Genomic DNA, 25,628 nt, shown 5'->3' with positions numbered 1-25,628 from the left:
GGGCATGCGCCGCGCGGTGTTCGCCAGCGAGGCGGGGGTCGGATCGGCCGTGATGGCGCACAGCCTCGCGCGCGTGCGCCATCCCGTCTCGGAAGGGCTGGTCGCGCTGCTGGAGCCGCTGCTCGGCACGATGATCGTCTGCGCGCTCGGCGGGCTGGCGCTGGTGGTCGCGGGCACCTGGAATACGGGGCTGGAGGGGATCGCGATCACCTCGGCCGCCTTCGCCAAGGTCTCGCCCTCCTTCCCCTGGCTGCTCGCGGTGGTGGTGTTCCTCTTCGCTTATTCGACGCTGGTCGCCTGGGGCTTCTACGGCCTCCAGGCCTGGGGCTATCTGTTCGGCAACGGGCCGCGCGCGCAGTGGACCTACAAGATCCTCTACGTCGTCGCCCTGCCGCCCGCAGCGGCCATCGACCTCGGGCGGGTGGTCGACATCGTCGACAGCAGCTTCTTCCTGATGGCGATCCCCAATGTCATCGCGCTCTATCTCTGCGCCGGAGAACTGCGCCGGGATGTCCGGTCCTACCTGGCGAACGAGGATGACCAGACCGCCGCCCCCGCGCAGGCGGGAAGCCCTCTCCCCTGATCCGTCCCAAAGGAAACGGGCGGGAAACAACTTCCCACCCGCATCGGAAGGACTTTCCTTCCAAACCTGTCTCACCCGATTTTGAACCTCGCCGTTCCCCGGCAAGAGCCGGGGCACGATCCCATCCAGGGGAAACAGGCTCTAAACGGGCGCCCGCACCCTCGTCAGATCTTGTCGCCCAGGGCGCCCTTGATCGAGCCCTTGACGTCCTGCACGGTACCCTTGCCCTTCTGGGCCTGGCCCTCGGCCTCCAGCGCCGGATCGCGATTCTCGCGACCCACCGCTTCCTTGATCGATCCGGCGGCCTTGTTGCCTGCGGCCTTCAGCTTGTCGGTCATCTCACCCATGGACTTTCTCCTGTTGGTTGGTGTTGCAGGTTCAACGGATGGGTGCAGCGGAAGGTTGCCGTTGGAACGCGGGCGGAATGATAACCTATTAAAAACACAAGCACCCGGCGAGCGAGATGGTTGGCTTACGCCGAAGCCGGACGCGCGGTAACAAATTGCAAACCCATCCTACCGATCGAGGCCAACGCAAAAACACTTGGTGACCCTCACAATCTCGTTGGAAGTATTGTGATGACAGAAGACTCTATATCTTCATCCTTTGCGTCATTTAGGTCTTTTATCCAGTTGTCTGGCTTATCCCAAATATGATTGAATCTGTAACTAATATTTTGTCGCATCGCTCTAAAAATTGGCTCATCCCAAAGCGTTTTTCTCGGAAGAACCCGTGGATTGCTTCTATTTATCTCTTTGCGAGAGAAGAACGCGAGCATATCTGCAACCTGAATGGCCTTGCAGCTCTGCTTATCAATCATGGTGAGTGAACTGTTTGGCGGAACCAGAGAGGAGTCTTTTACAAATACTTCAAATAATCGTGCAAGATTTCCATTGTTGCGATGGCCCGATTCCACAAAAAAGCGAATACCGTCCTTCAGTGGTTCTGGCACTGGTATTGGAGCTTTGAATGCAATTGCGCCAATAGTGGAAGACAGTGCTAGCCCGAGCGGAGATAGATTTCTAAATTCCGGACGTCTCTCTCGCTCTCGCTTGAACCACTTTTTTTCCACACACGAAGCAACACCTTCAATTACATGCTTTGAGAGCACTGAAAAAACAGCGTCGGTAAACTCAACTTTGCGGCTTAACCGCCAGTTTTTAAAGCTTCCTCTCCCGTCAACGATGTCCTTGCCGCGCAAAATATCGACATCATACGCCTTGAATATCGGCGCAACTTCATTCTCGAAACGAAGCCATCCCTCGACGTACGCATAGAAACCAGCGAGAGCCATGTTACGGCCCAGTTCAGTGTCGCTGTCATCTAGGTAGCAGACCAACACTATGCACTTCCCTCACCGATCCCGAAGTCACGCAACGTTCAGAGACGCTTCCTCAGCGATGATCATAACGCCTCCCAGTCGCGTGTATATAATCCCCAAAGAAAAGGGGCCGGAAAACCGGCCCCTCTCCATATCCGTTTGAGCGGGTAAGGCTCAGCGCTTCGCTAAACTGGGCCTACAGATTCTAACGTATTTTCAAAAGGTTAAGACGATCTATCATTTTACGTGTAAGAAACGTGTAAAGACACAAGCCCTACGATACAAATTGGCTCAACGCAGGCAAAAATGGGCCTAACACAGTCGCATATTCTGCCGCATAGCCAACCAATTTTTGAAACCACGGCTTATACTCTGCCGTGCCTTGAGTAGCTTGCATCTGTTTGATGATGTCAACCAGATCACGACGATGCTCGTCATCGCGCACATTGTCAGCAATTGCCTGTTCCAACTGCTCAAAAACCGTGCTCTGCTCAAGCGAATTTACTGAATTATCAGTGGACCCTATCACTGTGCGGTTTTGATGTCCTGTAATATTTCCGCTATGCAGATGCCCCGTGAAGTTCTCTATATTTATATTTTGAGCATTCTCTGCTGCCTTGCGCTTTTCTTCAACTGTAAAACTTATTCCCTCCCCAAGTATCCCTGCTTTCTCTAAGCCTATCGCCCAGTCTAGAACCAAGTTACGAACTTGCTGGCAGATGTTGTAAAAAACCGTGCTTGAAATATGGACATAATAGTCCATATGAGGACCACCGTTATATTTGTTTATATTGAAAATAAGCTCTTCGTGAAGCTTACCAATAACCTCGCCAGTCCCATCCCCAGCAAGCTTCTCAACCTGAGAAATTGGCTCAGTTATGATCTGTGTCGCAATCTTTCGCAACATTTCTGGATCGCCGCCAACATCCATTGGCCCACGAATAGGGTTATGTGCTTTGACTTGTCCCAGCGTGCGCCTGTAATCAGGAACAGCATCCTGAGACTGATAGCCCTTCAATTCCGCATCAACCCATTCAACCGCATCGCTAAGTTGCAATTTTACAGCAGCGAGCTTTACCTTCCGCAGAAGATCAGTCGTGCTGACGCCGTTATCCAATGATTGCGCTTGAATATCTTCTACCAGTCCAGCCATTCGCTGCCCCCAGTTGATCTAGGCAATATGGTCGTCTGGTCAGATGAAACAAGCAGTTCACTAAATACCATATGCGATTTTACGAATTCCACACGAACAAGCCGCGCAAGCCCAAGAAGCCGCGCAAGCCGCTAACACCTGAACAATCGCTCGTCGCTGCCAAAAAGCGCCAAGTAGATGCTGCCAAGCAAGCTCTGCAAAGCGTCAAGGATCACCAGAAGCAACGCAAAAAGCAAGAGCGAACGCGCAAAGCCACCTACACCGCCGCCCTTCAAATTCCACGGGCCAGCTAACCCAATCTGCCTGCCACAGCCCCACGTGCCGTCGCGATCTCACGCCCCACCACGCGCCTTGCTCGAAAATTATCTACATAGTAAATTTCGTTACCAGCAGCGCCCCACCGCCCGCTCTCCGCTAATACAAGCGAAGCTAATGCTCTAATGAGTTCCAGGTGGCGAGCAAATTAACGAGCGAAGTTTTAAGCGAAGCTCGTTAATGCGAGTAATTTAACATCATCAAGAGGTGATGATAAATTTAATTCAGATAGGTAATTAATCCACACATTGTGACGTGAGCCCCTGATTGTTACCATTCAGAGGTAGAGTCTCGCTCCTTCATGATGGTTGGTTGAGGTGATGGCAACCTGTCTGGGGGCATGCCCCCAGACAGGTTGGCCGGCGATCTCAGCAGGGGTCTTCCCGCCCAGTTTCGAGTGCGGCCTGACGTGGTTGTAGTCGTGCTGCCAAGCGTCGAGCACAAAGCGGGCATGCGCCAGTGAGGTGAACAGCGTCTCATTGAGGCACTCGTCGCGCAGCCGGCCGTTGAAGCTCTCGACGAAGCCGTTCTGCATCGGCTTGCCCGGCGCGATGTAATGCCACTCGACCCGACGCTCTTGCGACCAGCGCAGGATGGCCGACGAGGTCAGTTCGGTGCCGTTGTCGCTGACCACCGTATGCGGCTTGCCGCGCAGTCCGATCAGCCGCGTCAGCTCCCGCGCGACCCGCACGCCCGACAGCGACGTGTCGGCCACCAGCGCGAGGCATTCCCGCGTGTAATCATCGACCACGCACAGGATGCGAAAGCGACGGCTGCACGTCAGCGTGTCGGAGACGAAGTCCAGCGACCAGCGCTGGTTCGGCCCGTCCGGCAACAGCATCGGCGCTCGCGTGCCCAAGGCCCGCTTACGGCCACCACGACGGCGCACGCGCAGGTTCTCCTCGCGGTAGATGCGCCGCAGCTTCTTGTGGTTGGGCGTCATACCCTCTCGCGCCAGAAGATAGCCCAGGCGACGGTAGCCGAACCGGCGGCGTTCCGCCGCCAGCTCACGCAACCGCGCCCGCAAGGGCGCATCATCAACCCTTGTCGGTTGATACCGGATCACCCTGCGGCTCACGCCAACCAGACTGCACGCCCGACGCTCGCTCAGCCCGTGATGTTCACGAGCATGGGCGACCGCTTCCCGCTTCGCGCCGGGCGTCACCATTTTTTTGACGCCAGATCCTTCAATACGACATTGTCGAGCATCGCCTCGGCCAGTAGCTTCTTCAGCCGGGAGTTCTCCTCCTCCAGCGTCCGCAGGCGCCGGGCCTCCGACACCTCTAGCCCGCCATATTTCGACTTCCATTTGTAGAACGTCGCAGAGCTGATCCCGTGACGCCGGCACACATCTGCCGTCGCCATGCCAGCCTCCTGCTCCTTCAAGATCGCGATGATCTGCTCTTCGCTGAACCTGCTGCGCTTCATTCCGTCCGACTCCTTTCGTCGGACTCTACCTAAAATCGGTCACATTTCAGGGGCTCACGTCAATTGCCGCAATTCGCGCAAGCGCAGCTTGCTAATTAAAAATCAAATAGGAACAAATGGAGCGCTATCGCGCGAATATTATTATCTATTTTATCCTATATTATCCTATATTATAGGCTTCGAAAACCACGCATTTCCGACGCTTCTAGCGCAATTCTACGTGTGACTGACTGGTTCGCTGCTGGTAAAAAACGGGTTCCTTGCGGGTAAAAACCGGGTTTTCTGCTGGTTTTCTGCTTGTTTGTTAACCCGTTGTGGATGCCTCACGTGCAAGCTTCGCGATCATAGCATCCAAAGGTCAAGCTGGCACGCACCACAAAGAATTCAAATCGATGGCGACTAAATAAATCGTGACGGGGTTTTGTTCAACCCATCGTTGCTGACCACGGTTTCTATGTTGCCCCGTCACATTGATCCCCAGCAACGCAATTGAGCAAGCGCGCTGACAGCAACCAGCGGAAAACGATAAAAAGAACAAAAAACAGGATACATCATATGGCAAAAGCAACACCGTGGCTTTCACTTGCAAGCAAGGTCATTCAGCAACAGAATCAGCAGACAAAGCGCGGTAAGATGACCGCAAACGTTATGCAGCAATTCTTCGACATTCTCGTTTCAAAACGCTCGCTGACGCCTAAGCAGCAAATCCACTTTATCACCAACATCAATATGCATCTGCAAATGACGTTGCCCGTCCACCAGCCTCCAATCGTGCTAACACGCAATGCTTTGGAATATTGGCGCAGCAAGATCAAACCAAGTGCTGTAGATGCAAACTGGGTCGCGCTGGTTTCGCACTATGGCACGCTTGAAGCCGTCGCCATTGAAGCTGCAAACCGCGCTGGCCTTGCAATCGCAACTACTGCGCCAGCGCCAGCGCCAGCAGTTCAACCTGGCCACGTTCAATCGCCAGTCGTGCAGACCATCGTGCCCCAAGCATTATCTCGTCGAGGCACTATCACGCTCAGTCTTTGGAAAAAAGGATCAGCGCTTAGCGGAAATTTGGATTATGGCGATAGCAGCGAAAAAGAGCGCGTCGTGTTTGAAAGTGACTGGTTCGCCGCGAAAGCAAAATTGGACAGAGCAACAGACCAAACCAACAGTGCCGCTCTCCTCGCAAACGTGGAAAGCATCAGGAAACAGCTCAAGCCGCAAGGTATGTCGCTACGCTATGGCCTGCTGCACCACGAAAGCGATCCCAAGGGATTAAAAGCGCCAACTCTTGGTGGTGTAATCGTGCTCACCGTGCATCAGAAGCCTGACGATAGCCTGTATCTCGCTATGCTCGTTTCCGCTGATCTTGATCCACGCCCATTTGACCATCAAGAGCAAAAGCCCAAAGGCAACCAGCCAAACATCAAGGCAACGCTTGGTTCTGCGTTTAACGAGCTGCTTGCCGTTAGCAGTGCGATGATACCTTCAAACGATATACAGTCTGACGGTGGCAACCAAGCTGTCGCGCAATCTCACTGATGCCCATACCGTTCGCCAGCAGCTCTTGCACGCGCTCCACGCTCACTGTCGCCTTGCGTCCCTTATAAACGCCATTGGACTTTGCTCTCGCAATGCCTTCGCGCTGTCGCTCGCGCCGCAAATCGTTTTCAAACTCTGCTACAGCACCCAAGATCGCCAGCGTCAGCTTTCCCGTGCTGCTGCTCGTGTCAATGTTCTGATGCACGCATTGAAACGCAACACCTTTGTTCGCTAGCTGGTCTAGTAACTGGAATAGATCGCTCAGCGACCGTGCAAAACGATCAAGCCTGCTAACGATAATGGTATCACCTTCACGCACGAAGCCCATCATCTCAATCAGTCCAGCGCGTTCGCAATTCGTGCCCGTCGCCTTGTCCTCAAAGATGCGTTCGCAGCCGTGCGCTGCAAGCTCGCCTAGCTGCACATCCAAGCTCTGCCCAGTTGTGCTAACACGTGCATACCCTACAAGCATATTTCCTCGTCACATTAGCCTCTAAGACCCAAACTGTCTGCTGTCGCAAAAGTTGGAAATCGACCTAAATGTGACATTCGCTGCGCGGTTTTTCGCCGTCACATTAGCGTTTACCCAGTTACGACTGTTGCGCCCTAGCTTAGCCGTGCGTCCATCATCCGTTGCCATCACGCACCATCACGATTTCAGGCTGTCTTAGCACCACGCTTCGCACGTGGTTTCGTCATATATGGTTTGAGATCAGAAAACTTGATGCCGTGTGCCTTGCACGTTTCCACGATCTGCAAAATCACGCCTTCGCGTTCCACATTGCGCGCCGCTTCAATCTTCTTTTCAAGTTCGTCCTTCTGCTTCAGCAGTTCTGCCAGTGTAGCCACTACGATTTCCTTTCCTGTTTGCGCCCGTAAGTCCGTCAGTCAATTTCAAGCTTTGGCAGCGAACGCACGATCTTCATCGTTTCCAAGCTTACCGTGATGACCCGCTGGAACAATTCCAATGGATAAGCTGGATTGTGCATCGTCTCGTTCGCATAATCGTTCGCGTCGTTCACAATGCCGCTCGCCTTGTCCGTTTTCACGCACTGCCGTTCCATCACCCAATCCAGCGCGCTCTTGCCGTTCACCACGTATTCGTAAGCTTCCAACGGAATGTTCGTCATCGTGATGTTGGGATTGTAGATGACTGTCGTTTTGTCCAGATTTGGCCGCTTGCCCGCAAACTTCATCTGCTCAACCCGATAAAAAGCTATTGGGTCAGCAACATTAGCAAGCCGCAGATCACCTTCCTTGTATGTCACTGCATAAGGTTCAACGGTTTCGTAGTTCACGTGCAGATCGCCCAGCTTGCGTCCCGCCTCTACAAACGTCCAGAAATCCGCTTCCTGCTTGACCGTAGGAATGCGTGGTAGCTGCTTGCTCAGATTGTCCGCAAAGCGCTCACGATATTCCTCGCTGTGCAACAAGCCATAGACATAATAGAAGATGTCTTCCTTCGATATTTTTGCGTTGGGATAAGCAGTTTGAAAGTGCTGCAAGCCTGCATCCGTTATTCCGTCTCGCGCAACGGTCGCATTTGCAGATGCACCAGCGGAAAATAGCTCGTCCTGATCCTCGTCGTCTTCTCGTGCATCGTAAATCCGCAGCGGAAAACATTGCGTGCTGCTGGGGCCTTCGCGTGATGGGACGTGCCCGCTGATGTAGCAAGCAAACGGAACCGTTGCCCCAACGCCTGTGACCCATATCGCGAGATTTTTGGTCTCACCGCCTGGGAACATCCTTGGCAACTGGCCGCGTTCGTGGTTCAGATGCTTATCAAAATACAGCCATTGCATCGTAAACGGTTTCGCCACGCACTGCACCACGTGTTCACGATGCAAGCTTACGTCTTTGGATTTAAGCAAGTCATTTATCAAGCTGCGCGTCCAGCTAATTTGCGTTTCGTCATTTAGAAGATGCGGCCGCGCTGATCTGTGATCAAACTTCCCTTGATTAAATATTTCCTGCAGACGCCTTTTTTCGTCGTTATACACCGCAATTGTCGAATAACAATTTTCGACAACTTTTTGCTTGGATGAGTTTATCACCCAAGCATCGCGACCAGTTTCTATGCCACGCGAATATGTCTCAAAGACGGTTATCGCCGTTTTGTCGTCCTTGTTTCCAAGCTGAACATAACGATCAAAGTTTGCATCGCGTTGTGTGATCCAATCGTTGTGCTCGTCAGGCACGATCTCTGCCCACTTGCCTGCATCACGCAATCCAACCACGGAACCAAACGCAGCCACTTTTTCCAGCTTCTGCTCTCGCGTCAGATAGTCGCCAATGTCGTGATAAAAAATCTGCCCTGTATCTGCTGCGTTTGGATTTTTGACAAGGAACGAGATCGCAACTGGTGCCCTGCTGCCTTGTCCAAAAATCTTTCCGCCTTCGCGTTTGGAAAGCTCGCCACTCGTGCGCTGATTACCACGCAGATTGAACACGTAGATGCTGCTAACCCGCACTATTCATGAGGCCTCCGCTCCGGGTTCGTGCGAGCATGGTTTGTCGGTCGTCGGGTGATCAGAGCAAGCTCCTCCGGCGGTTTTTTTCACCGCGTCAGGATCGATGGGCTTTTCGAGGTTGAAGGACGAGGGCTCGGGCTTTGGGCGGCACTGCCGCGCTGGTTATGTGGGTGCCGGCCGGAGGCCGGTGGCAATGGTTCTGAACAGGCTGGCATCGGGACAGGCTGACGCGAAGGCGACGCGGATGCGCGTAGCGGTTTCGATGACGCGGGCGGCGACCTTGAGCAACCGCAGGCGCAGCGTTGCGAACTCGGCGGTGGCGAGCGCGGCAGCCTTCGGGATTTCCTGCTGGATGCGCCACACGAGCCAGTAGGCGGCGGTGTGCAGGATGAGGCGCATCTGGTTGGCATTGGCTGAGCGGCACGAGGTACGATCGCTGGCAAGCTGGGTCTTGTGGCGCTTGATCAGGTTCTCGGCGTTGCCGCGCGCGCAGTAGAGGGTGTCGTAGATATGCTCAGCCGAACCTTCGGCCAGCGAGGTGACGACATAGCGGATGTCCATGCCCAGCGTGCTGGCCTCGATCCGGGCGACGACGCGGCGCTGGCACTTCCAGCTCTTCGCGCCGTAGCGGGTCTCGGCATAGTTGCGCAGGACCGGATATTGGCGCTGAGCCCGCTTAACCGCGCAGGCATCGGCGGCAGCGACGATTTCGGGATCAGCACGCAGCGCGGCGTTGGTCGGCAGGCCGAACACGTAGTCGACGCCGGCCGCCTCGCAGAAGGCCATGACCTCGGGCCGGCCATAGTGCCCGTCGCCGCGGATGGTGATGTGCGTTTCGGGCCAGTGCCGGCGCAGATGGCGCACCAGGCGCCGGATGTGGCCGGCAGCTTCGGCGCCCGACGGTGTCTTGCCGGTGCGCAGCAGCATCGCCACCGGTCGGCCGGTGGCAGTGTCGTAGACATGGATCGGCAGGAAGCAGCGCTCGCCATGATGCCCGTTCCAGAAGGAGAGCTGCTGATAGCCATGAACAACGTCACAGGTGTCATCGATATCCAGCGTCACCGCCGCCGGCGCGGCGGGGTAGCTGGTGCAGTAGATGTCGATCATCGCGGCCATCATCCTGGCCAGTTCGCGTGTGGTCGGCGCATTTTCCCACCGGCTCATCGTCGGTTGGCTGGCCAGCCCCGCGCCCGATCCCGGCAGCTTGCCCAGCGCCAGACGGAAGCCCGGATCGTCGCGCAGAGCGTCGAGATCATCGGCGTCTTCATAGCCGCAGGCGATCGCGAACACCCGGGCACGCAGGATGTCATCAAGGCGATGGATCACCCGCACAGGGTCCCGCGGATCGGCAATGCAAGCCGCAAGCCGCCGGCAAAGCCCCATCGCGCGCTCGGCCTGTGCCAGCAGCAGAACACCGCCATCCGAGGTGAGCCGACCTCCGTCGAACGCGGCTGTGATCTTCTTGCGCCCGATCGCTGGAAACGAAAATCCCGGCGCGCTATCATCGCTCCCGGCGGGTGTGGCCCGTGGCATAAATTGCCTCGCTGCAGGACTGGTCTAGACACCCATTTTCCTACATCAAAGCAATCGCTTACACCACTCCCGCCAACCCTGCTGACTGAGCCCGATGAATAAGCCGGGCTAAACTCGTCACGCAGACATTTACGCAGCCCGTTCATCGCATTGCCGTCCAGCCAACCGCCGTTCGTCACAAAGCCAATGACGCCGCTATCGCCAATCCTGTCGCTCGCCCAGCGCATAGCCTGAACATAGCTGTCGTATAGCGAGTTCTTGTTCGTCGCTGTCGTATGCCTTGCATATGTATCCGCAATGCGCTTGTTCAAATGCGGATAGTCAGCGCCCGTGTCGCTCACATTATACGGTGGATTGCCAAGCACCACGCGAATGTCCAACGCCTTCTGCCGCGTGCGTCGTGCGCTGTTGTCCTGCATCAGCGCCGCGACCATATCCTCGCTCTCATACATCTTGAACGTGTCCGTCAGGCAGATGCCTTCAAACGGTTCGTATGGATTACCAGAAAGCGTGTGATAGACCGCTTCAATGTTGATCGCCGCAATGTAGTAGGCCAGCAGCACGATTTCGTTAGCGTGTATCTCCTGCCTGTATTTTCGCTCAAGCTCGTCCGCTGAAATCAGGCCGCTTTGCAGCAAGCGCGTGATGAACGTGCCTGTCCCCGTAAATGGATCGAGAATATGGACGTCTTCGCTGCCCAGCGTCTGCCCAAACTCCTGTTGCAGAATGTCGTTCACGGAATGAATGATGAAATCCACGACCTCAACAGGTGTGTAAACGATGCCCAACTTTTCCGTGAGTTTGGGGAAAGCGGTTTTGAAGAATTTATCGTAGAGTTCCACGATAATCTTCTGCTTGCCTTCTGCGTTATCAATGCCGCTCGCTCGCCGCTTCACGCTATCGTAGAAGCTTTCAAGCGAAGCTGCTTCTTTTTGGATATTTTGGGGTTCCAGTACAGCAAGCACGTTCTGCATTGCCTGTGAAACTGGATTATGCGCTGCGAAATCGTAGCCTTCAAACAGCGCATCAAAAACAGGTTTCGTGACAAGATGCTGCGCCAGCATCTCAATCGCCTCATCCCTCGTAACGCTGCCGTTTAGATCGTCACGGATTTCAGCCAGGAATTCCTCAAAGACAGCGCGTTCCTTGTCACCTGTTTCCAACGCTGCCTTGATGCGCGCAATGTGCGCCTTCGCAATGTCGCCAATGTCCTTGGCCCACGTTTCCCAATACGTGCGCGACCCGCACTTCTGCACGATCTTTGCGCGTATAGCCGCTGGAAACTCATCAAGGATAAAGTTTAGCTGTTCCTCTGGCCGCGTCTGTGCATCACGCTTGCGTTCATCGCCTTCGCCACCGTGGCCAATGCCAATGCCGTTGCTCTCGCCAGTGCGTTGCGCTGGCAGATTTTCCGCAACCGCTATGACCTCAATCCTGCCGCCCGCGTCGTTGCTCAACTCAAGCTTGTTGATCGTCGCATCAAAACGGTCATCGTGCGCCCTTAGTGCGTTCAGGATTTGCCATACAACCTTGTAGCGTTCGTTCTCGTTCAGCGCTTCTTCTGGCGCTTTGCCTGCTGGAATGACCACAGGAAGAATGACGTAGCCAAGCTTCTTGCCCGCTGCCCGTCGCATCACGCGCCCAACGCTCTGCACCACGTCAATCTGCGACTTTCGTGGATGCAGAAACATAATGGCATCAAGTGCAGGGACATCAACGCCTTCACTCAAGCAACGTGCGTTGCTCAGGATTTTGCAGTGGTGATCGTCAACATCATCGCTTAGCCAGTTCAGCAGTTCGCCGCGCGTTTTCGCGTTGAACGTGCCGTCCACGTGCTGCACATCGCAGCGCACTGCATTGTCCCTGTCTGCCTCGTTCGCGCTTGCCTCGTTGAATTCGTCCACCACCGCGCCAAACTCGCGCGCGATCAGCTTGCTGGAACGAATGTCCTTACAAAACGCGATTGCACGCCGCATCGCCTGTGCGTCTGCACCAAAGCCGTCTGCATCGCCCTGCTTCAACAGCGCCTTGTAGCAGCCCACGATCTTCGTCGCGTCGTCAAGCTGTAGTTCGTTACCAGCATCTGCAAGCCTGCTCTGCACACTCTTACTGACGATCGCCTCGTCCATTGCCAGAACGATGACCTTGTAATCCGTCAGCAGTCCGTTCTCCACTGCCCAGCTAAAGCCGCGCGTAAAGAACGTGGGACCGTAAATCGCTTCGTCGTCCATATCGCAAAGCGACACGGCCGCATCTGCCGCTTTTGCCCTGGCACCCTCGCCAAAAATGCGCGGCGTAGCAGTCATATACAGACGCTTCGCGCCCTGAACATATTGATTATCGTGGATTTTGACGAAGTTGCTCGCCTCTTCGCCGTCTATCGTCGCGCCTGTCGTCCTGTGCGCCTCGTCGCAGATGATGAGATCGAACTGTGGCAAGCCGTGCTGATGCGCCGCCGTAAGCACTGGGATGCTCTGATATGTGCTGAACACGACTGTCAGCCGCTCAGCATCTACGCTGCCCGCCTTCTGTGCCAGCTTCGCTGGTTGCGTTGTCGCTGGAAATTCCAGCTCGTGCACCTCAATCTCTGCTACGTCATCAGCGTCCTTGCGCCGCTTGCCCACCTGTGCGTCGCTGCACACCGCAAACGACCGCAATTCTGTGCCCGTGTCCTTCGTCCACTCCCTTACCGTCTGTGCAATCAAAGCCAATGAAGGAACGACAAAGAGCACGCGCTTGCCCTTGCCAGCGTAATGCTCTGCAATCTTAAGCGCCGTGAACGTTTTGCCCGTGCCGCAAGCCATCAGCAGCTTGCCGCGATCATATTCCGCAAATCCGCGCTCTACCGCTTCCAGCGCTTGCTTTTGATGCTCCAGCAGCGCCTTCTTGGCCTGCAATTTGACCTGTGCCGTTGCCTCAAACGCGCTCCAGTCAATCGCGCTTTCGCGTAGTGCGTCCAAACCCACGCGCACCACTGGAATGTGCTGATCGCGTATCGTGTCCTCTGCGTTGCCGCTCCAATTGACCTCTGTTGTGTCAATGAACACCCGCCGCAAAAATGGCGGCTTCGCAGACGCAGACAAAAAGCTGTCTATGTCCTTCTTCTGTATTGTGTGTTTGGGCGAATAGAATTTGCACTGGATAGCAGCAAAGCCGTCCTCGTCGCGCAGCTTCGCCACCAGATCAATGCCAGTGTCGCGCCCGTCTGCGCCGTGCGCCTTCGCCCAATCAGCATAATGCCAGACTTCGCTAAACTGCTGGGTTTGAACAGGGTCATTGCGTAGATACGCTACTGCCAGTCGTTCAAAATACGTACCCTTTTCTCGTTCTGTGACTGCCGCATCGCGATACGAAGCCAACAGACGATCAAGCGCTGACATTATGCAATTTCCCCATTCGTTCGCCTAGTGACGTAGCTCGAAAAATTGCCGTCTGCCAGTTCGTTTTGCCTTCAGCGCGCGCCTCTGCCTTTTCTAATCGACAGACTGAACGACGAATTTAGGTCGCCGTGCAGTGCTAAGAAATCGAAAGGAAAATGCCGTGGCCTTAAATTGGAAGACCGCTATCAAGCCTGCTGCTCAGAGTGTGGAATTCAAGTCCGCCGCTGTGCAGATGAAGCCCGCTGAACGCATCGCAAATGGAATGGACGTTGCGCTTGCCGCTTTCAAGAATGGCGAGAACGCCAAGAAGCGCCCTGCCATCGTTCAGAAAGGAAGCGAAGTTCGCTTCTGCGTTCGCTATGGCAATCGCGCCCTCACGCTCGTTGACAGCGACACGCAGTTTGTCGTCGCTGCTGACAAGTTTGACGGCGTGTATGCAGCGATCAAGGAAGCCGTGTTGAATGGAGAGTTCGACACGCAGATTGCTGAACTCGTCGCGAACGCAAAAAGGCGTGGTCAAGCTATGGCCGCTTCGCGCAAAGCAAAAGCTGCTGCCAAGCAGTGACAGTGCAAGCCGCATTGCACGAAAAATGCCTGCCTGAATGGCAGGTATTTTTTTTGAGCGTCAGACAGCGCCAGAAACGTTGCTGTGCTGCCTGACTACCCCAAAGCGTGCTACCAGCGCTCAGAACGCAAGACAGCGCATTTCAGGCAGCATCCCGCCTCTTTTGTGCATCCGCTTTCGCAATTAGCGCTTTGTATGCCTTTAAATCCTCGTCGCTCAGCAGCTTTTCCAACTGACCAAGCCAATGTGCCGTTGTAATTTCCTCATCTGCGCTCAATCCGCGATGCTTCGTCAGTTCTACGATGCGTTCCTCTGGAATAACGTGATCGTAGTGCCGTTGAATTTGTATGATCGACGTTCCGCAGTTCCGTGCAATATCCGCGTGCGAAACACCGTTCACCAAACGATCTGTGATGTGTGTATGTCGCAAGCTATATGCCGTGCGATTATTTCCATCAGGCCCTTTCAACAAACCGCATTCTTTAAGCAGATTTCGTATTGTATGTGATGCATCCCAGCCGCGCTTAAACAGCCATTGCCTGCCTTCGTCCGTATCGCTTTCTACAGCCCTTAACGATTTCAGTTCCTCCAAAATCGTTGCCAATCCTCGCAAGCTTATGCAAATTCGCTCGCCAGTCTTAGTTTCTTTTTGGACTTGAATTTTTGCCAGACCTTCCTCTGTCCAGCTAATGTGTTCCCACTTGCACTGCGCCACTTCATTAGGCCGCATACCCGTCAGCCTGTAAAACCAGATCAGGCATCTTACGATTTGACGTTGCCGCTTGTGCAGATTGTGCTTCCCTTCGCGACACCAGCCCTCCATATGCTGCGTTAGCTTCTGCCATTCATCTGCCGTGAAGCCATAACGCCGCTCTCTGTTTGGGTCTGTCGCAAGCGCGTGCATTTTGATTTTTGGGATTGGTTTTATCAAGCTCCAGCGCGCCGCACGATCAAGTGCCTGTCTGATTAAGCCCAGTTCAATCGTAAGCGTCTTTTTGGAAGGTCGCGTTTTGCCTCTATCGCGCCGCCAATCTACGTAGCTTTCCGCTTTGTTGACCGTGATTGCATCCAGCGGACAGTTTGCAAAGTAGGGCTTTATGTAGCGTTCGCCCGTGCCAAAATGCAGCTTGTAGCGATGCGATGATATGTTTTTTTCAACATACGGCAGCCATTGTTTGTCCCAAAAATCGTTGAACGAAATGGAATTGATGGGAAGATCAGCAACTACGCGCCCTTTAAGCTTCGTATAGAGTTCCATTGCAGCGCGTTCTGCAACAGCCTGATTGTCCGTTTTTAGGCTTTGTCGCGTGCGTTGGCCGTCGCCAAGTTCCAAGCGACATTGCCACGATGATTTGCGTTTGAGATCGCCGCGCTTGTAAAGCACGATAGCGCCGCCAAGCAGCTTGATTGTGTCCAGTTGATGCTGTGATTTTTGCGCTTGCGTCATTGGGCCATCCTCACGTGTAAAGATGACTAATCCGTAAGCTGCTTGCTCATTTCTGCGATCAAAACCAGAACACGTGTAATTACACGTGCAAAGAACGTGTTATGCGCTAACCCGTGGCAAAGCTGTCCTGCGGGCCACGTGTAAGAACGTGTAAACGAAAAAAGGGGCCGTTCCCGACCCCTTTTTCCTTAATTTCCAAGCGTTTAAGCGTAGATTCCAGCTTAGCGCTTCGAGAACTGGAAGCTGCGGCGGGCCTTGGCGCGGCCGTACTTCTTGCGCTCGACGACGCGGGGGTCGCGGGTCAGGAAGCCTTCGGCCTTGACCGCGCTGCGCAGCGCCGGCTCGTACTTCGACAGCGCCTGGGCGATGCCGTGCTTGACCGCGCCGGCTTGGCCGGACAGGCCGCCGCCCTTGACGGTGGCGATCACGTCATACTGGCCTTCGCGCTCGGTGACGCCGAAGGGCTGGTTGATCACCAGGCGCAGCGTCGGACGGGCGAAATAGACTTCCTGGTCGCGGCCGTTGACCGTGATCTTGCCGGTGCCGGGCTTCACCCACACGCGGGCGACGGCGTCCTTGCGGCGGCCGGTGGCATAGGCGCGGCCCAGGCTGTCGATCTCCTGCGCGCGCAGCGGCGCGGAGGGCTGGACCGGGGCAGCGGCGACGGGAGCGTCGGCGGTCGCTTCGACCGGCGCAGCAGCGGCCGGGGCCGGCGCGTTGGCGGTCAGCGACGCGAGGTCGGACAGGGACTGGCGGTTATCGGACATTAGGCACCCACCTTGTTCTTGCGGTTGCGCGACGCGAAGTCGAGCACTTCGGGGTTCTGCGCTTCGTGCGGATGCTCGGCGCCGGCGAAGATGCGCAGGTTGCGCATCTGCTGGCGGCCCAGCGGGCCACGGGGGATCATGCGCTCGACGGCCTTTTCCAGCACGCGCTCGGGGAAGCGGCCTTCCAGAACCTTCTGGGCGGTCACTTCCTTGATGCCGCCGGCATAGCCGGTGTGCTTGTAATAGACCTTGTCGCCCAGCTTCTTGCCGGTGAACTTGACCTTCGCGGCGTTGATGATGATGACATTGTCACCGCAATCGACGTGCGGGGTGAAGCTCGTCTTGTGCTTGCCGCGCAGGATATTCGCCACGGTCGATGCGAGGCGGCCGACGACCAGCCCTTCCGCGTCGATCAGCAGCCATTTCTTCTCGACCGTCGCCGGGGTGGCCGGCTTGGTCGTCTTCATCAGCGCCTTCATGGTGCCTGTGCTCCGTTCAAAAACCGAACCGGCGCCCACGCGGGACGCCGGAAAGATGCGCGCTCATGACGGGTAGGGGCCGGGAAGTCAAGAGATTCGGCGCTTTTGCTGACGGGTAAAATAATACCTTCAGCCTTGGGAGGGCTTCAGGCTGCGCGTCTCGGTCAGGGTATCGGGCCCGACCGTCAGGCGGCGCTCCTGCCGCTCGACCAGCCCCGACCGCGCCGACAGGCCGTAGCGGACGGTCACGTCCACTCCCTCCCCATGCAGCGTCTCGTCGAGCGTCAGCCGGTCGCCCTCGCGGGCCGCGACCGCCAGCGTCCCCTCGACCGGCACCGGCCGGCCAAGCGGCGATCCGGCCATGGTCCGCAGCCCCCGCCCGCCCGCGCCGTCCTCGACCCCGCTCGCCGCGAACAGGAACAGCGGCTGGATCTCCCCCGCCAGCATCGCCAGCCGGCCCTCGGGCGGCAGCCCCTCGAACAGCCTGAGCACATTGCCGGCCGTCCGGTTTCGCGGGCTCCCGGCGGGGAAGCGCGCCAGCATCTGCCGCAATTCCTTTATGACCGCCTCGCTCACCGCCTCGCTATTGTCGAGCGCGACGATCTTGCCCTTCGCGTCGAGGTGAAAGCGGTGCTCCACCCCGATCAGCGGGGTCAGCGCCGCGCGGTATGCCTCGCCCCCGTCCCCCGGCGCATCGCTGTCCACCCGGCGCAGGGTGACATGAAGGATATAGCCGTCCCCCGCCCGCTCGAACCGCAGCTCCCGGTCGGCGGTGAAGCGGCTGAGCTTCCCCGCCACCGGCCGATGCTGCTCGATATGATAGGCAAGCACGCGGTCGGTCGGCGGCGCGAAGGCGACCGCGACCGTCTCCGCCAGCGCGGGCGATGCCAGCACGGCCAGGACGGGAAGAAACCGAAGCGCGTATCTCATCGCGCCCGGTTCGTGCCGCCGACCGCATGCGCGCCCCACACGGCGCAGGCGACGACCAGCGCGCCCACCGCCTGGTGCAGCACGGCGAGCGGCAGCGCGATGCCGCTCACGACCGTGGCGATGCCCAGCGCGATCTGGGTGCCGACCGCCGCATTGATCGCGACCGAAGGCCCGCGCCGTCCCGCCCGCTTCGCCCGGCGCGCGAGCAGGATCAGCGCCAGCGCCGCGATCCACGCCCACCAGCGATGGAAGAAGTGGACCAGATAGGGATCGCTGCTCATCGTCGCCCACAGGCCCGCCGCCCAGTCGATGCCCTCCGGCACGAAATGGTCGTTCATCAGCGGCCAGGTGCTCGACACATAGCCGGCGTCGAGCCCCGCGGTGAAGGCGCCGTAGAGAAGCTGGACGAACAGGATCAGCAGCGCCAGCAACGCGAAGGGCGTCAGCGCCGCCGGCCTCGCGCGCGGGTCGCGGGCCAGCGCGCGCAGGTCGAGCGCGGTCCAGATCAGCCCGCCCATGATGAACAGCGCGGTGAGCAGGTGGACCGCCAGCCGATAGTGGCTGACATCGGTGCGCACCGACAGGCCCGATTCCACCATCCACCAGCCGATCGCGCCCTGCAGCCCGCCCAGCGCCAGCAGCGCGACCAGCCGCCAGCCATAGCCGCGCGGGATGGCGCGGCGGGCGGCGAACCACAGCAGCGGCAGCGCGAAGGCAAGGCCGATCAGCCGGCCGAGCAGGCGATGTACCCATTCCCAGAAGAAGATGAACTGGAAATCCGACAGGCTCATACCCTGCCGCAGCTGCCGATATTCGGGGATCTGCTGGTAGAGGCGAAAGGCCTCCATCCACTGGTCATGGGTCAGCGGCGGGATGGCGCCGGTGATCGGCTTCCACTGGGTGATCGACAGGCCCGATTCGGTGAGCCGCGTGATCCCGCCGACCACCACCATGCAGAAGACGAGCGCCGCCACGGCGAGCAGCCAGCGGGCCAGCGCGGCGGGGCGATCCGAAACGGAAGCGAAAGCGGTCATCGCGGCGTCATGCGCCGGGTGGCGGCGGGTTGCAAGGCCGGCGGGGCGGACGGAATGTCCAAGCCGGCGTCAGGCCAGCTCGACCGCCATCGCCGTTGCCTCCCCGCCGCCGATGCACAGCGCGGCGACCCCCCGCTTCCCGCCGCGCGCCTGCAGGGCGCCGAGCAGGGTCGCCAGGATGCGCGCGCCCGAAGCCCCGATCGGATGGCCCAGCGCGGTGGCGCCGCCATTGACGTTCAGCTTGTCGGCGGGGATGCCGAGTTCCCTGGCCGCGATCATCGCGACCACGGCGAACGCCTCGTTCACCTCGAACAGATCGACGTCGCCGACCGACCATCCCGCCTTGTCCAGCGCCTTGCGGATCGCGGGAACGGGCGCACTGGTGAACTTCGCGGGCTCATGCGCATGGGCGGCGGTGGCGACGACCTTCGCCACGACCGGCAGGCCCAGCCGCTCCGCCACGCTGGCGCGGGTCAGCACCAGTGCGGCCGCGCCGTCGGAAATGGAGGAGGAATTGGCGGCGGTGACGGTGCCGTCCTTGACGAAGGCGGGCTTCAGCGTCGGGATCTTGTCCGGCCTGGCCTTGCCCGGCTGTTCGTCGGTGTCGACCAGCGTCTCGCCGCCCCGGCCGGGGACAGCCACCGATGCGATCTCCCCTGCGAAGGCGCCGCCAGCGATCGCCGCATTGGCGCGCTCCAGCGAACGGACGGCATAGGCATCCTGCTCCTCGCGGGTGAACTGATAGTCGCGCACCGCATCCTCGGCGAAGACGCCCATCGCCTTGCCGGGCTCATAGGCGTCCTCCAGTCCGTCCATCATCATCGTGTCGATGATCCGGTCATGGCCGATCCGCGCGCCCGAACGGTGCTTTGGCAGGGCATAGGGGGCGTTGGTCATGCTTTCCATGCCGCCAGCGACGATCACGTCCGCAGTCCCGGCGGCAAGCGCCTCATGCGCCATGATCGCGGCCTGCATGCCCGATCCGCACATCTTGTTGACAGTGGTCGCCTCCACCGATTGCGGCAGCCCCGCGCCGAGCGCCGCCTGTCGCGCAGGCGCCTGGCCGAGACCGGCGGGAAGGACGCAGCCCATGTAGATGCGGTCGATGGCCTCCGGCGAAACCCCGGCACGCTCCACCGCTGCCTTCACCGCCGCCGCGCCGAGCTCCGTCGCCTTGAGCGGGGCCAGGGCACCCTGGAAACTGCCCATCGGCGTACGGGCATAGCCCGCGATGACGACCGGATCCTCACTCATATTCTTTTCCTTTCCCGCATGGCTGACGCCTACCTAGGAAACGCAAGGCGGATAGCAAGGCGGCCATATGATCCACAGCCCCTTGAAAATCTATTTGTATGAGTATATCGAACCTGCGAGCGCCTTGACGCGCGATGCCTTCAGATCAGGAAGCCCAATGAGCGATTCCAAGCCCGCCCCCAAGCTGCGCAGCCGCGCCTGGTTCGACAATCCGGACAATATCGACATGACCGCGCTCTATCTGGAGCGCTACCTGAATTTCGGCCTGAGCCTGGAGGAGCTGCGCAGCGGCAAGCCGATCATCGGCATCGCCCAGACCGGCAGCGACCTGTCGCCCTGCAACCGCCACCATCTGGTGCTGGCGGAACGCATGCGCGAGGGCATCCGGGAGATGGGCGGCATCGCCCTCGAATTTCCGTGCCATCCGATCCAGGAAACGGGCAAGCGCCCGACCGCGGGGCTCGACCGCAACCTCACCTATCTGGCGCTGGTGGAAGCGCTGTACGGCTATCCGCTCGACGGCGTGATCCTGACCACCGGCTGCGACAAGACGACGCCGGCGCTGCTGATGGCCGCCGCCACCGTCAACATCCCCGCCATCGCGCTGTCGGTCGGCCCGATGCTGAACGGCTGGTTCAAGGGCGAGCGCACCGGGTCGGGCACCATCGTCTGGCACGCGCGCCAGCTGCTGGCCGCCGGCCAGATCGACGATGAGGGCTTCATCAAGCTCGTCGCATCGTCGGCGCCGTCGACCGGCTTCTGCAACACCATGGGCACCGCGAGCACGATGAACGCGCTGGCCGAGGCGCTGGGCATGATGCTGCCCGGCTCCGCCGCCATTCCCGCCCCCTATCGCGACCGGCAGGAGGCCGCCTATCGCACCGGCCTGCGCATCGTCGAGATGGTGAGAGAGGACCTGAAGCCCTCCGACATCATGACGCTGGATGCCTTCCACAACGCGATCACCGTCAATTCGGCGATCGGCGGATCGACCAACGCCCCGATCCACCTGGCCGCGATCGCCCGCCACATGGGCGTCGAGCTGCCGCTGAAGGACTGGGAGACGGTCGGGCACAAGGTGCCGCTGCTGGTCAACCTGCAGCCCGCCGGCGAATATCTGGGCGAGGACTATTATCGCGCGGGCGGCCTGCCCGCCGTCGTCAACCAGCTGATGGAGCAGGGCCTGATCCGCGAGAATGCGATGACGGTCAACGGCCGGACGATGGGCGACAATTGCCGCGGCGTCGCGATCGAGGACGAGAAGGTCATCCGCCCCTTCTCCAACCCGCTGAAGGACGACGCCGGCTTCCTGGTGCTGTCGGGCAATCTGTTCGATGCCGCCGTCATGAAGACCAGCGTCATCAGCGAGGAGTTCCGCCAGCGCTACCTGTCGAACCCCGACGACCCCGAAGCGTTTGAAGGGCCGGCGATCGTGTTCGACGGACCGGAGGATTATCACCACCGCATCGACGATCCGGCGACCGGCATCACGCCCGACACGCTGCTGTTCATGCGCGGCGCAGGGCCGATCGGCTATCCCGGCGCCGCCGAGGTGGTGAACATGCGCCCGCCCGCCTATCTGATTACCGAAGGCGTGCACGCCCTGCCGTGCATCGGCGACGGCCGCCAGTCGGGTACGTCGGGCAGCCCCTCCATCCTCAACGCCTCGCCCGAAGCGGCGGCGATGGGCGGCCTCGCGCTGCTGAAGGATGGCGACCGGGTGCGGATGGATCTGAAGGCCGGGACGGTCAATGTGCTGATCTCCGACGAGGAACTGGAGGCGCGCCGGGCCAAGCTGGTGGCGGAAGGCGGCTACCGCTATCCCGCATCGCAGACCCCCTGGCAGGAGATCCAGCGGTCCATGGTCGGCCAGATGAACACCGGGGCGATCCTGGAAGGCGCGGAGAAATATCAGCGCATCGCCCAAACCCGTGGTCTGCCGCGCGACAATCACTGATCCGCGCGCGGACATCCATTGAAAGGAGGGGGGCGACTGTCCATCTGATGACCGCCCCCCTCCATCGTCATCGGGCCGGAAGCGGAACGCGACCGGCCCGTTCGTTCAGCAAGCCCCTCTGACCCCATCAGGAGACAGCCATGTTCAACGGAGCCATCCTCATCGGCGCAAGCGAGCGTCATAGCGGCACCCCCTTCCACGCCATCAACCCGGCCACCGGCGAGAAGGGCGACGTCGCCTTCTCCAGCGCCATGCCCGCCGAGGTCGACGAGGCCGCCGCGCTGGCCGAGGCGGCGTTCGAGACCTTCTCGACCCTGTCGCCCGACGCGCGCGCGACCTTCATGGAAACCGTCGCCGACAACATCATGGGCATCGGCGACCTGCTGATCGAGACCGCCATGGCGGAAACCGGCCTGCCCCGTGCGCGGTTGGAGGGCGAGCGCGGCCGCACCGTCGGCCAGCTGCGCCTGTTCGCCTCCTATGTCCGGCTGGGCGACTGGCTGGACGCCACCATCGACCGCGCGCTGCCGGATCGCACCCCGCTGCCGCGTTCGGACCTGCGCCGCGTCAACCATTCGGTGGGCCCGGTCGCTGTGTTCGGCGCGTCCAACTTCCCGCTCGCCTTCTCGGTCGCGGGCGGTGACACCGCCGCCGCCTTCGCCGCCGGCTCGCCCGTGATCGTCAAGGGTCACAGCGCACATCCGGGTACCGGCGAGCTGGTCGCCCGCGCCATCCAGGCGGCGGTCAAGGCCTGCGGCCTGCCCGAAGGCGTCTTTTCCTACCTGCCGGGCGCCGACCGCGCACTGGGCGGCGCGCTGGTCGCCGACCCCCGCGTCAAGGCGGTGGGCTTCACCGGCTCGCGCGGCGGCGGCACCGCGCTCATGAAGATCGCAGCCGAGCGCAAGGAGCCGATCCCGGTCTATGCCGAAATGTCCTCGATCAACCCGGTCGTGCTGCTCCCCGGCGCGCTGGCCGAACGGGCCGATGCGCTGGGCGCCAGCTTCGTCGGCTCGCTGACGCTGGGTTCGGGCCAGTTCTGCACCAATCCCGGCCTGGTCATCGCGCTCGACGGCCCCGACCTCGACGCGTTCGTCGCCTCGGCCGCGCAGGCGCTGTCGGGCGCCGCGCCGCAGGTCATGCTGACGCCGGGCATCCACCAGGCCTATGAGAAGGGCGTCGCCGCGCTGGTCGGCGCGGACGGCGTGGAGACCGTCGCCCGCGGCACCGAGCCCGAGGGCGTGAACCGCGGCCAGGCCGCCTTCTTCGCCACCGACAGCGCGACCTTCAAGTCGAACCCGGTGCTGGCGGAGGAAGTGTTCGGCTCCTCCTCGGTCCTCATCCGCTGCTCCAGCATCGAGGAAGTGATCGCGACCATCGCCGGCCTGGAAGGCCAGCTGACCGCGACGCTCCAGATCGGCGCGGGCGACGAGGAGAACGCCGCGAAGCTGCTGCCCACCCTGTCCCGCAAGGTCGGCCGCATCCTGACCAACGGCTGGCCCACCGGCGTCGAGGTGACGCATGCCATGGTCCACGGCGGCCCCTACCCTTCGACCGCCGACGGCCGCTCGACCTCGGTCGGCACGCTGGCGATGATGCGCTTCCTGCGCCCCGTCTGCTACCAGGACGTACCCGACGCGCTGCTGCCGCCGTCGCTGCAGGACGCGAACCCCTGGGGCCTGACGCGCCGCGTCGAAGGCAAGCTGGCTATCGCCGGGTAAACCTGACAGCGACGCCGGCGGCGGGGAGCATGGCTTTCCTCGCCGCCGGCTTGCGCCTAGGATGATGCAGAAGGACTGACGGCAGCGGGGAGACAAGAGTGGGTAACGCGCGCAAGGACGGACCGGAACGCAAGTTCGGATCGGAGGAGGGCGCGCTCCGCATCCACCAGGCCATCGCCCGCGACCTGGGCGTCGCCATCCTGATGGGCGTCCACAAGCCCGGCGAATTGTTCGAGGGCGAGATCGAGGCGGCCGACCGCCTCGGCGTGTCCCGCACCGCCTATCGCGAGGCGGTGCGCATCCTGATCGCGAAGGGGCTGCTGGAAAGCCGTCCCAAGGCCGGCACCCGCGTGCTGCCGCGCAACCGCTGGAACCTGCTGGACCCCGAAGTTCTGGGGTGGATGTTCGTGGGCGAACCCGATCCCGCCTTCATCCGCGACCTGTTCGAACTGCGCGGCGTCATCGAGCCGGCAGCGGCCGAGTTCGCCGCCCGGCGGCGCACCGAGGAACAGCTGGCGGTGATGGAACAGGCCCTCGCCGAAATGGGCCGGTACGGCCTGTCCACGCCCGAGGGCCGCGCGGCGGACCAGCGTTTCCACCACGCCATGCTGGCCGCCACCCACAATGAAGGGCTGGCGGCGCTGGCGAGCTCCGTCGGCGCGGCGGTAAGCTGGACCACGACCTTCAAGCATCGCAAGAAGCTGATGCCGCGCGACCCGCTGCCAGACCATTATGCCGTCCTGCGCGCCATCGCCGCGCGCGACACCGCCGCGGCCTGCAACGCCATGAAGGAGTTGCTGCGGCTGGCGCTGGGCGACCTGGACATGGCGCTGACGGAGCCCGGCGCGGGCTAGCCCTGCTTTTCGGCGCTGCTCCAGCGCTTCAGCGTCCTTCCACGGCCTCCGCCCGGGCGACGAGCGCCCGCGCCTGTTCGACATGCATGGTCTCGATCATCCGCCCCTCGAAGCGCTCGGCGCCGCCGGTCGCGGCCTCGATCAGGCGGCGGGCGTCCGCCACCGCCTGCGGGTCGGGGCCGAAGACCTGGTTGGCGACCGGCACCTGGCTCGGATGGATCAGCGTCTTGCCGTCGAAGCCCAGCGCATGGCCGGCGGCGCATTCGGCCTCCAGCCCCGCCTCGTCGTCCAGCCGGTTATAGACGCCGTCGAACACGGCGATGTTCGCGGCGCGGGCGGCCAGGATCACCGCCTGCATGGCGTAGGACAGCCCCTCCCGTCCGGCCGCAGACGGGATGGCGAGGTCGCGACGCAGGTCGTTATTGCCCATGAACAGCGCCGCCGTGCCCTCGCCCGCAGCGATGGCGGGCGCCGCGAGCACGCCCCTGGGGCTCTCGATCATGGCAATCACCGGTTTCTGGCTGACGCTGAACACGTCCTTCACCTGCCGCGCCGTCTCCACCTTGGGCAGCACGACATAGTCGGCGGCGCTGTGCTTCAGCGCCACCATCTCCGCCCCGTGCCAGGGCGTACCCTCCACATTGATGCGTACCCCGGTCAGCCGGCCGCCGAACCCTTCGGCCACCGCGTCGATCGCGGCAGCGCGCGCCTCCTCCTTGCGGTCGTCGGGGACCGAATCCTCCAGGTCCAGGATCACCATGTCGCAGGGCAGGTCGCGCGCCTTGGCGATGGCGCGCGGGTTGGAGGCGGGCAGGAACAGCAGCGAGCGGGCGTGGCGCAGCAGCATGGACGGGTCTCTCCTTCGTTCCGGTTTGCCTTTCCCCGTTACCGAATCCCGGGCATAGT

22 protein-coding genes and 1 pseudogene are annotated in these 25,628 nt (G+C 60.2%); 7 read left to right on the top strand and 16 right to left on the bottom strand.

The window, feature by feature from the left end; all coding sequences use genetic code 11:
- Positions 1-583, top strand: a 583-nt coding sequence (locus tag M529_RS29790; RefSeq protein WP_021316909.1) for an alanine:cation symporter family protein, incomplete at its 5' end; no start/stop codon positions are given.
- 164 nt (positions 584-747) lie between these two features.
- Here the strand turns inward: M529_RS29790 and M529_RS29785 are convergent.
- The 3 genes from M529_RS29785 to M529_RS49040 all read right to left on the bottom strand — a co-directional run bounded on the left by M529_RS29785 (position 748) and on the right by M529_RS49040 (position 3,057).
- On the bottom strand, positions 748-930 hold the full coding sequence (locus tag M529_RS29785) for a CsbD family protein (protein WP_021316908.1): 183 nt from the start codon (positions 928-930) through the stop codon (positions 748-750).
- Positions 931-1,136: 206 nt separating this feature from the next.
- Complete coding sequence (locus tag M529_RS49045) at positions 1,137-1,925, bottom strand: hypothetical protein (protein WP_152522536.1); 789 nt, start codon at positions 1,923-1,925, stop codon at positions 1,137-1,139.
- A 253-nt stretch (positions 1,926-2,178) separates the two neighbouring features.
- Positions 2,179-3,057 (bottom strand): AbiTii domain-containing protein, encoded by an 879-nt coding sequence (locus M529_RS49040; RefSeq protein WP_152522535.1) that lies wholly within the window; start codon positions 3,055-3,057, stop codon positions 2,179-2,181.
- Positions 3,058-3,128: 71 nt separating this feature from the next.
- On the opposite strand from M529_RS49040, the gene M529_RS48190 reads away from it, so the two are divergent.
- Complete coding sequence (locus M529_RS48190) at positions 3,129-3,350, top strand: hypothetical protein (protein ID WP_084490870.1); 222 nt, start codon at positions 3,129-3,131, stop codon at positions 3,348-3,350.
- 299 nt (positions 3,351-3,649) lie between these two features.
- On the opposite strand, the gene M529_RS29775 is transcribed toward M529_RS48190, so the two are convergent.
- Positions 3,650-4,800 (bottom strand): IS3 family transposase gene (locus tag M529_RS29775; RefSeq protein WP_152522519.1). Its coding sequence is split into 2 segments (ribosomal slippage): positions 3,650-4,548 and positions 4,548-4,800, totalling 1,152 coding nucleotides; the frame shifts between segments, so codons are not numbered across the junction.
- Positions 4,801-5,355: 555 nt separating this feature from the next.
- Between M529_RS29775 and M529_RS49035 the strand changes: the two genes are divergently transcribed.
- Positions 5,356-6,333, top strand: a complete 978-nt coding sequence (locus M529_RS49035; protein WP_152522534.1) for a hypothetical protein — start codon at positions 5,356-5,358, stop codon at positions 6,331-6,333.
- Here M529_RS49035 and M529_RS29765 read toward each other — a convergent pair.
- The 5 genes and pseudogenes from M529_RS29765 to M529_RS48185 form a co-directional block, all read right to left on the bottom strand.
- Positions 6,260-6,805: a recombinase family protein gene (locus M529_RS29765; RefSeq protein ID WP_021316903.1), complete on the bottom strand. Its 546-nt coding sequence runs from the start codon at positions 6,803-6,805 to the stop codon at positions 6,260-6,262. The genes M529_RS49035 and M529_RS29765 overlap by 74 nt on opposite strands.
- Before the next feature lie 185 nt (positions 6,806-6,990).
- Complete coding sequence (locus M529_RS29760) at positions 6,991-7,182, bottom strand: H-NS family nucleoid-associated regulatory protein (protein ID WP_021316902.1); 192 nt, start codon at positions 7,180-7,182, stop codon at positions 6,991-6,993.
- A gap of 35 nt (positions 7,183-7,217) precedes the next feature.
- Positions 7,218-8,783 carry a type ISP restriction/modification enzyme gene (locus M529_RS49030; protein ID WP_152522533.1) on the bottom strand — a complete coding sequence of 522 codons (1,566 nt, stop codon included), beginning with the start codon at positions 8,781-8,783 and terminating at the stop codon, positions 7,218-7,220.
- A gap of 183 nt (positions 8,784-8,966) precedes the next feature.
- Complete coding sequence (locus M529_RS29755) at positions 8,967-10,337, bottom strand: IS1380 family transposase (RefSeq protein WP_020817822.1); 1,371 nt, start codon at positions 10,335-10,337, stop codon at positions 8,967-8,969.
- Positions 10,338-10,468: 131 nt separating this feature from the next.
- Positions 10,469-13,717 (bottom strand): annotated as a pseudogene (locus tag M529_RS48185) (restriction endonuclease); the annotation flags it as partial.
- A 160-nt stretch (positions 13,718-13,877) separates the two neighbouring features.
- Between M529_RS48185 and M529_RS29745 the strand changes: the two are divergent.
- Positions 13,878-14,282, top strand: coding sequence for a hypothetical protein (locus tag M529_RS29745; protein ID WP_040600357.1), 405 nt, complete (start codon positions 13,878-13,880; stop codon positions 14,280-14,282).
- Between the two features lie 142 nt (positions 14,283-14,424).
- Here the strand turns inward: M529_RS29745 and M529_RS48180 are convergent, their stop codons facing one another.
- The 6 genes from M529_RS48180 to M529_RS29720 form a co-directional block, all read right to left on the bottom strand.
- The gene (locus M529_RS48180) at positions 14,425-15,729 is read right to left on the bottom strand and encodes a tyrosine-type recombinase/integrase (RefSeq protein ID WP_084490864.1); all 1,305 of its coding nucleotides are present in this window, start codon (positions 15,727-15,729) and stop codon (positions 14,425-14,427) included.
- 221 nt (positions 15,730-15,950) lie between these two features.
- Positions 15,951-16,496, bottom strand: coding sequence for a 30S ribosomal protein S9 (gene rpsI / locus M529_RS29740; RefSeq protein WP_021316897.1), 546 nt, complete (start codon positions 16,494-16,496; stop codon positions 15,951-15,953).
- Entirely contained in the window at positions 16,496-16,975 is a 480-nt protein-coding gene (gene rplM, locus M529_RS29735) for a 50S ribosomal protein L13 (RefSeq protein WP_021316896.1), read from the bottom strand. The genes rpsI and rplM overlap by 1 nt, the downstream gene beginning before the upstream one ends.
- A gap of 129 nt (positions 16,976-17,104) precedes the next feature.
- Positions 17,105-17,905: a hypothetical protein gene (locus M529_RS29730; protein WP_021316895.1), complete on the bottom strand. Its 801-nt coding sequence runs from the start codon at positions 17,903-17,905 to the stop codon at positions 17,105-17,107.
- Positions 17,902-18,939 carry a COX15/CtaA family protein gene (locus M529_RS29725; protein WP_021316894.1) on the bottom strand — a complete coding sequence of 346 codons (1,038 nt, stop codon included), beginning with the start codon at positions 18,937-18,939 and terminating at the stop codon, positions 17,902-17,904. The genes M529_RS29730 and M529_RS29725 overlap by 4 nt, the downstream gene beginning before the upstream one ends.
- Before the next feature lie 69 nt (positions 18,940-19,008).
- Positions 19,009-20,193 carry an acetyl-CoA C-acyltransferase gene (locus M529_RS29720; protein ID WP_021316893.1) on the bottom strand — a complete coding sequence of 395 codons (1,185 nt, stop codon included), beginning with the start codon at positions 20,191-20,193 and terminating at the stop codon, positions 19,009-19,011.
- Between the two features lie 157 nt (positions 20,194-20,350).
- Here M529_RS29720 and M529_RS29715 point away from each other — a divergent pair, with 157 nt between their 5' ends.
- The 3 genes from M529_RS29715 to M529_RS29705 all read left to right on the top strand — a co-directional run bounded on the left by M529_RS29715 (position 20,351) and on the right by M529_RS29705 (position 24,722).
- Positions 20,351-22,150, top strand: coding sequence for an IlvD/Edd family dehydratase (locus M529_RS29715; RefSeq protein ID WP_021316892.1), 1,800 nt, complete (start codon positions 20,351-20,353; stop codon positions 22,148-22,150).
- A 140-nt stretch (positions 22,151-22,290) separates the two neighbouring features.
- Positions 22,291-23,868, top strand: coding sequence for an aldehyde dehydrogenase (NADP(+)) (locus M529_RS29710; protein ID WP_021316891.1), 1,578 nt, complete (start codon positions 22,291-22,293; stop codon positions 23,866-23,868).
- 98 nt (positions 23,869-23,966) lie between these two features.
- Positions 23,967-24,722, top strand: a complete 756-nt coding sequence (locus M529_RS29705; RefSeq protein WP_021316890.1) for a FadR/GntR family transcriptional regulator — start codon at positions 23,967-23,969, stop codon at positions 24,720-24,722.
- Between the two features lie 28 nt (positions 24,723-24,750).
- Here the strand turns inward: M529_RS29705 and M529_RS29700 are convergent, their stop codons facing one another.
- A complete protein-coding gene (locus M529_RS29700) occupies positions 24,751-25,569 on the bottom strand; it encodes an HpcH/HpaI aldolase/citrate lyase family protein (protein WP_021316889.1) in 819 nt (272 codons plus the stop codon).
- Positions 25,570-25,628: the final 59 nt, after the last annotated feature.

This window comes from Sphingobium ummariense RL-3 (genome assembly GCF_000447205.1).
In the GTDB taxonomy this organism is placed as follows: domain Bacteria; phylum Pseudomonadota; class Alphaproteobacteria; order Sphingomonadales; family Sphingomonadaceae; genus Sphingobium; species Sphingobium ummariense.
This window is presented reverse-complemented; position numbering and strand designations above follow the sequence as displayed.

Excerpts from the sequence above, each read along its gene's own strand:
- M529_RS29785 (WP_021316908.1), bottom strand. The coding sequence starts at position 930 with ATGGGTGAGATGACCGACAAGCTGAAGGCCGCAGGCAACAAGGCCGCC.
- M529_RS49040 (WP_152522535.1), bottom strand. The coding sequence starts at position 3,057 with ATGGCTGGACTGGTAGAAGATATTCAAGCGCAATCATTGGATAACGGC.
- M529_RS48190 (WP_084490870.1), top strand. The coding sequence starts at position 3,129 with ATGCGATTTTACGAATTCCACACGAACAAGCCGCGCAAGCCCAAGAAG.
- M529_RS49035 (WP_152522534.1), top strand. The coding sequence starts at position 5,356 with ATGGCAAAAGCAACACCGTGGCTTTCACTTGCAAGCAAGGTCATTCAG.
- M529_RS29765 (WP_021316903.1), bottom strand. The coding sequence starts at position 6,805 with ATGCTTGTAGGGTATGCACGTGTTAGCACAACTGGGCAGAGCTTGGAT.
- M529_RS29755 (WP_020817822.1), bottom strand. The coding sequence starts at position 10,337 with ATGCCACGGGCCACACCCGCCGGGAGCGATGATAGCGCGCCGGGATTT.
- M529_RS48180 (WP_084490864.1), bottom strand. The coding sequence starts at position 15,729 with ATGACGCAAGCGCAAAAATCACAGCATCAACTGGACACAATCAAGCTG.
- rpsI (WP_021316897.1), bottom strand. The coding sequence starts at position 16,496 with ATGTCCGATAACCGCCAGTCCCTGTCCGACCTCGCGTCGCTGACCGCC.
- rplM (WP_021316896.1), bottom strand. The coding sequence starts at position 16,975 with ATGAAGGCGCTGATGAAGACGACCAAGCCGGCCACCCCGGCGACGGTC.
- M529_RS29730 (WP_021316895.1), bottom strand. The coding sequence starts at position 17,905 with ATGAGATACGCGCTTCGGTTTCTTCCCGTCCTGGCCGTGCTGGCATCG.
- M529_RS29725 (WP_021316894.1), bottom strand. The coding sequence starts at position 18,939 with ATGACCGCTTTCGCTTCCGTTTCGGATCGCCCCGCCGCGCTGGCCCGC.
- M529_RS29720 (WP_021316893.1), bottom strand. The coding sequence starts at position 20,193 with ATGAGTGAGGATCCGGTCGTCATCGCGGGCTATGCCCGTACGCCGATG.
- M529_RS29715 (WP_021316892.1), top strand. The coding sequence starts at position 20,351 with ATGAGCGATTCCAAGCCCGCCCCCAAGCTGCGCAGCCGCGCCTGGTTC.
- M529_RS29710 (WP_021316891.1), top strand. The coding sequence starts at position 22,291 with ATGTTCAACGGAGCCATCCTCATCGGCGCAAGCGAGCGTCATAGCGGC.
- M529_RS29700 (WP_021316889.1), bottom strand. The coding sequence starts at position 25,569 with ATGCTGCTGCGCCACGCCCGCTCGCTGCTGTTCCTGCCCGCCTCCAAC.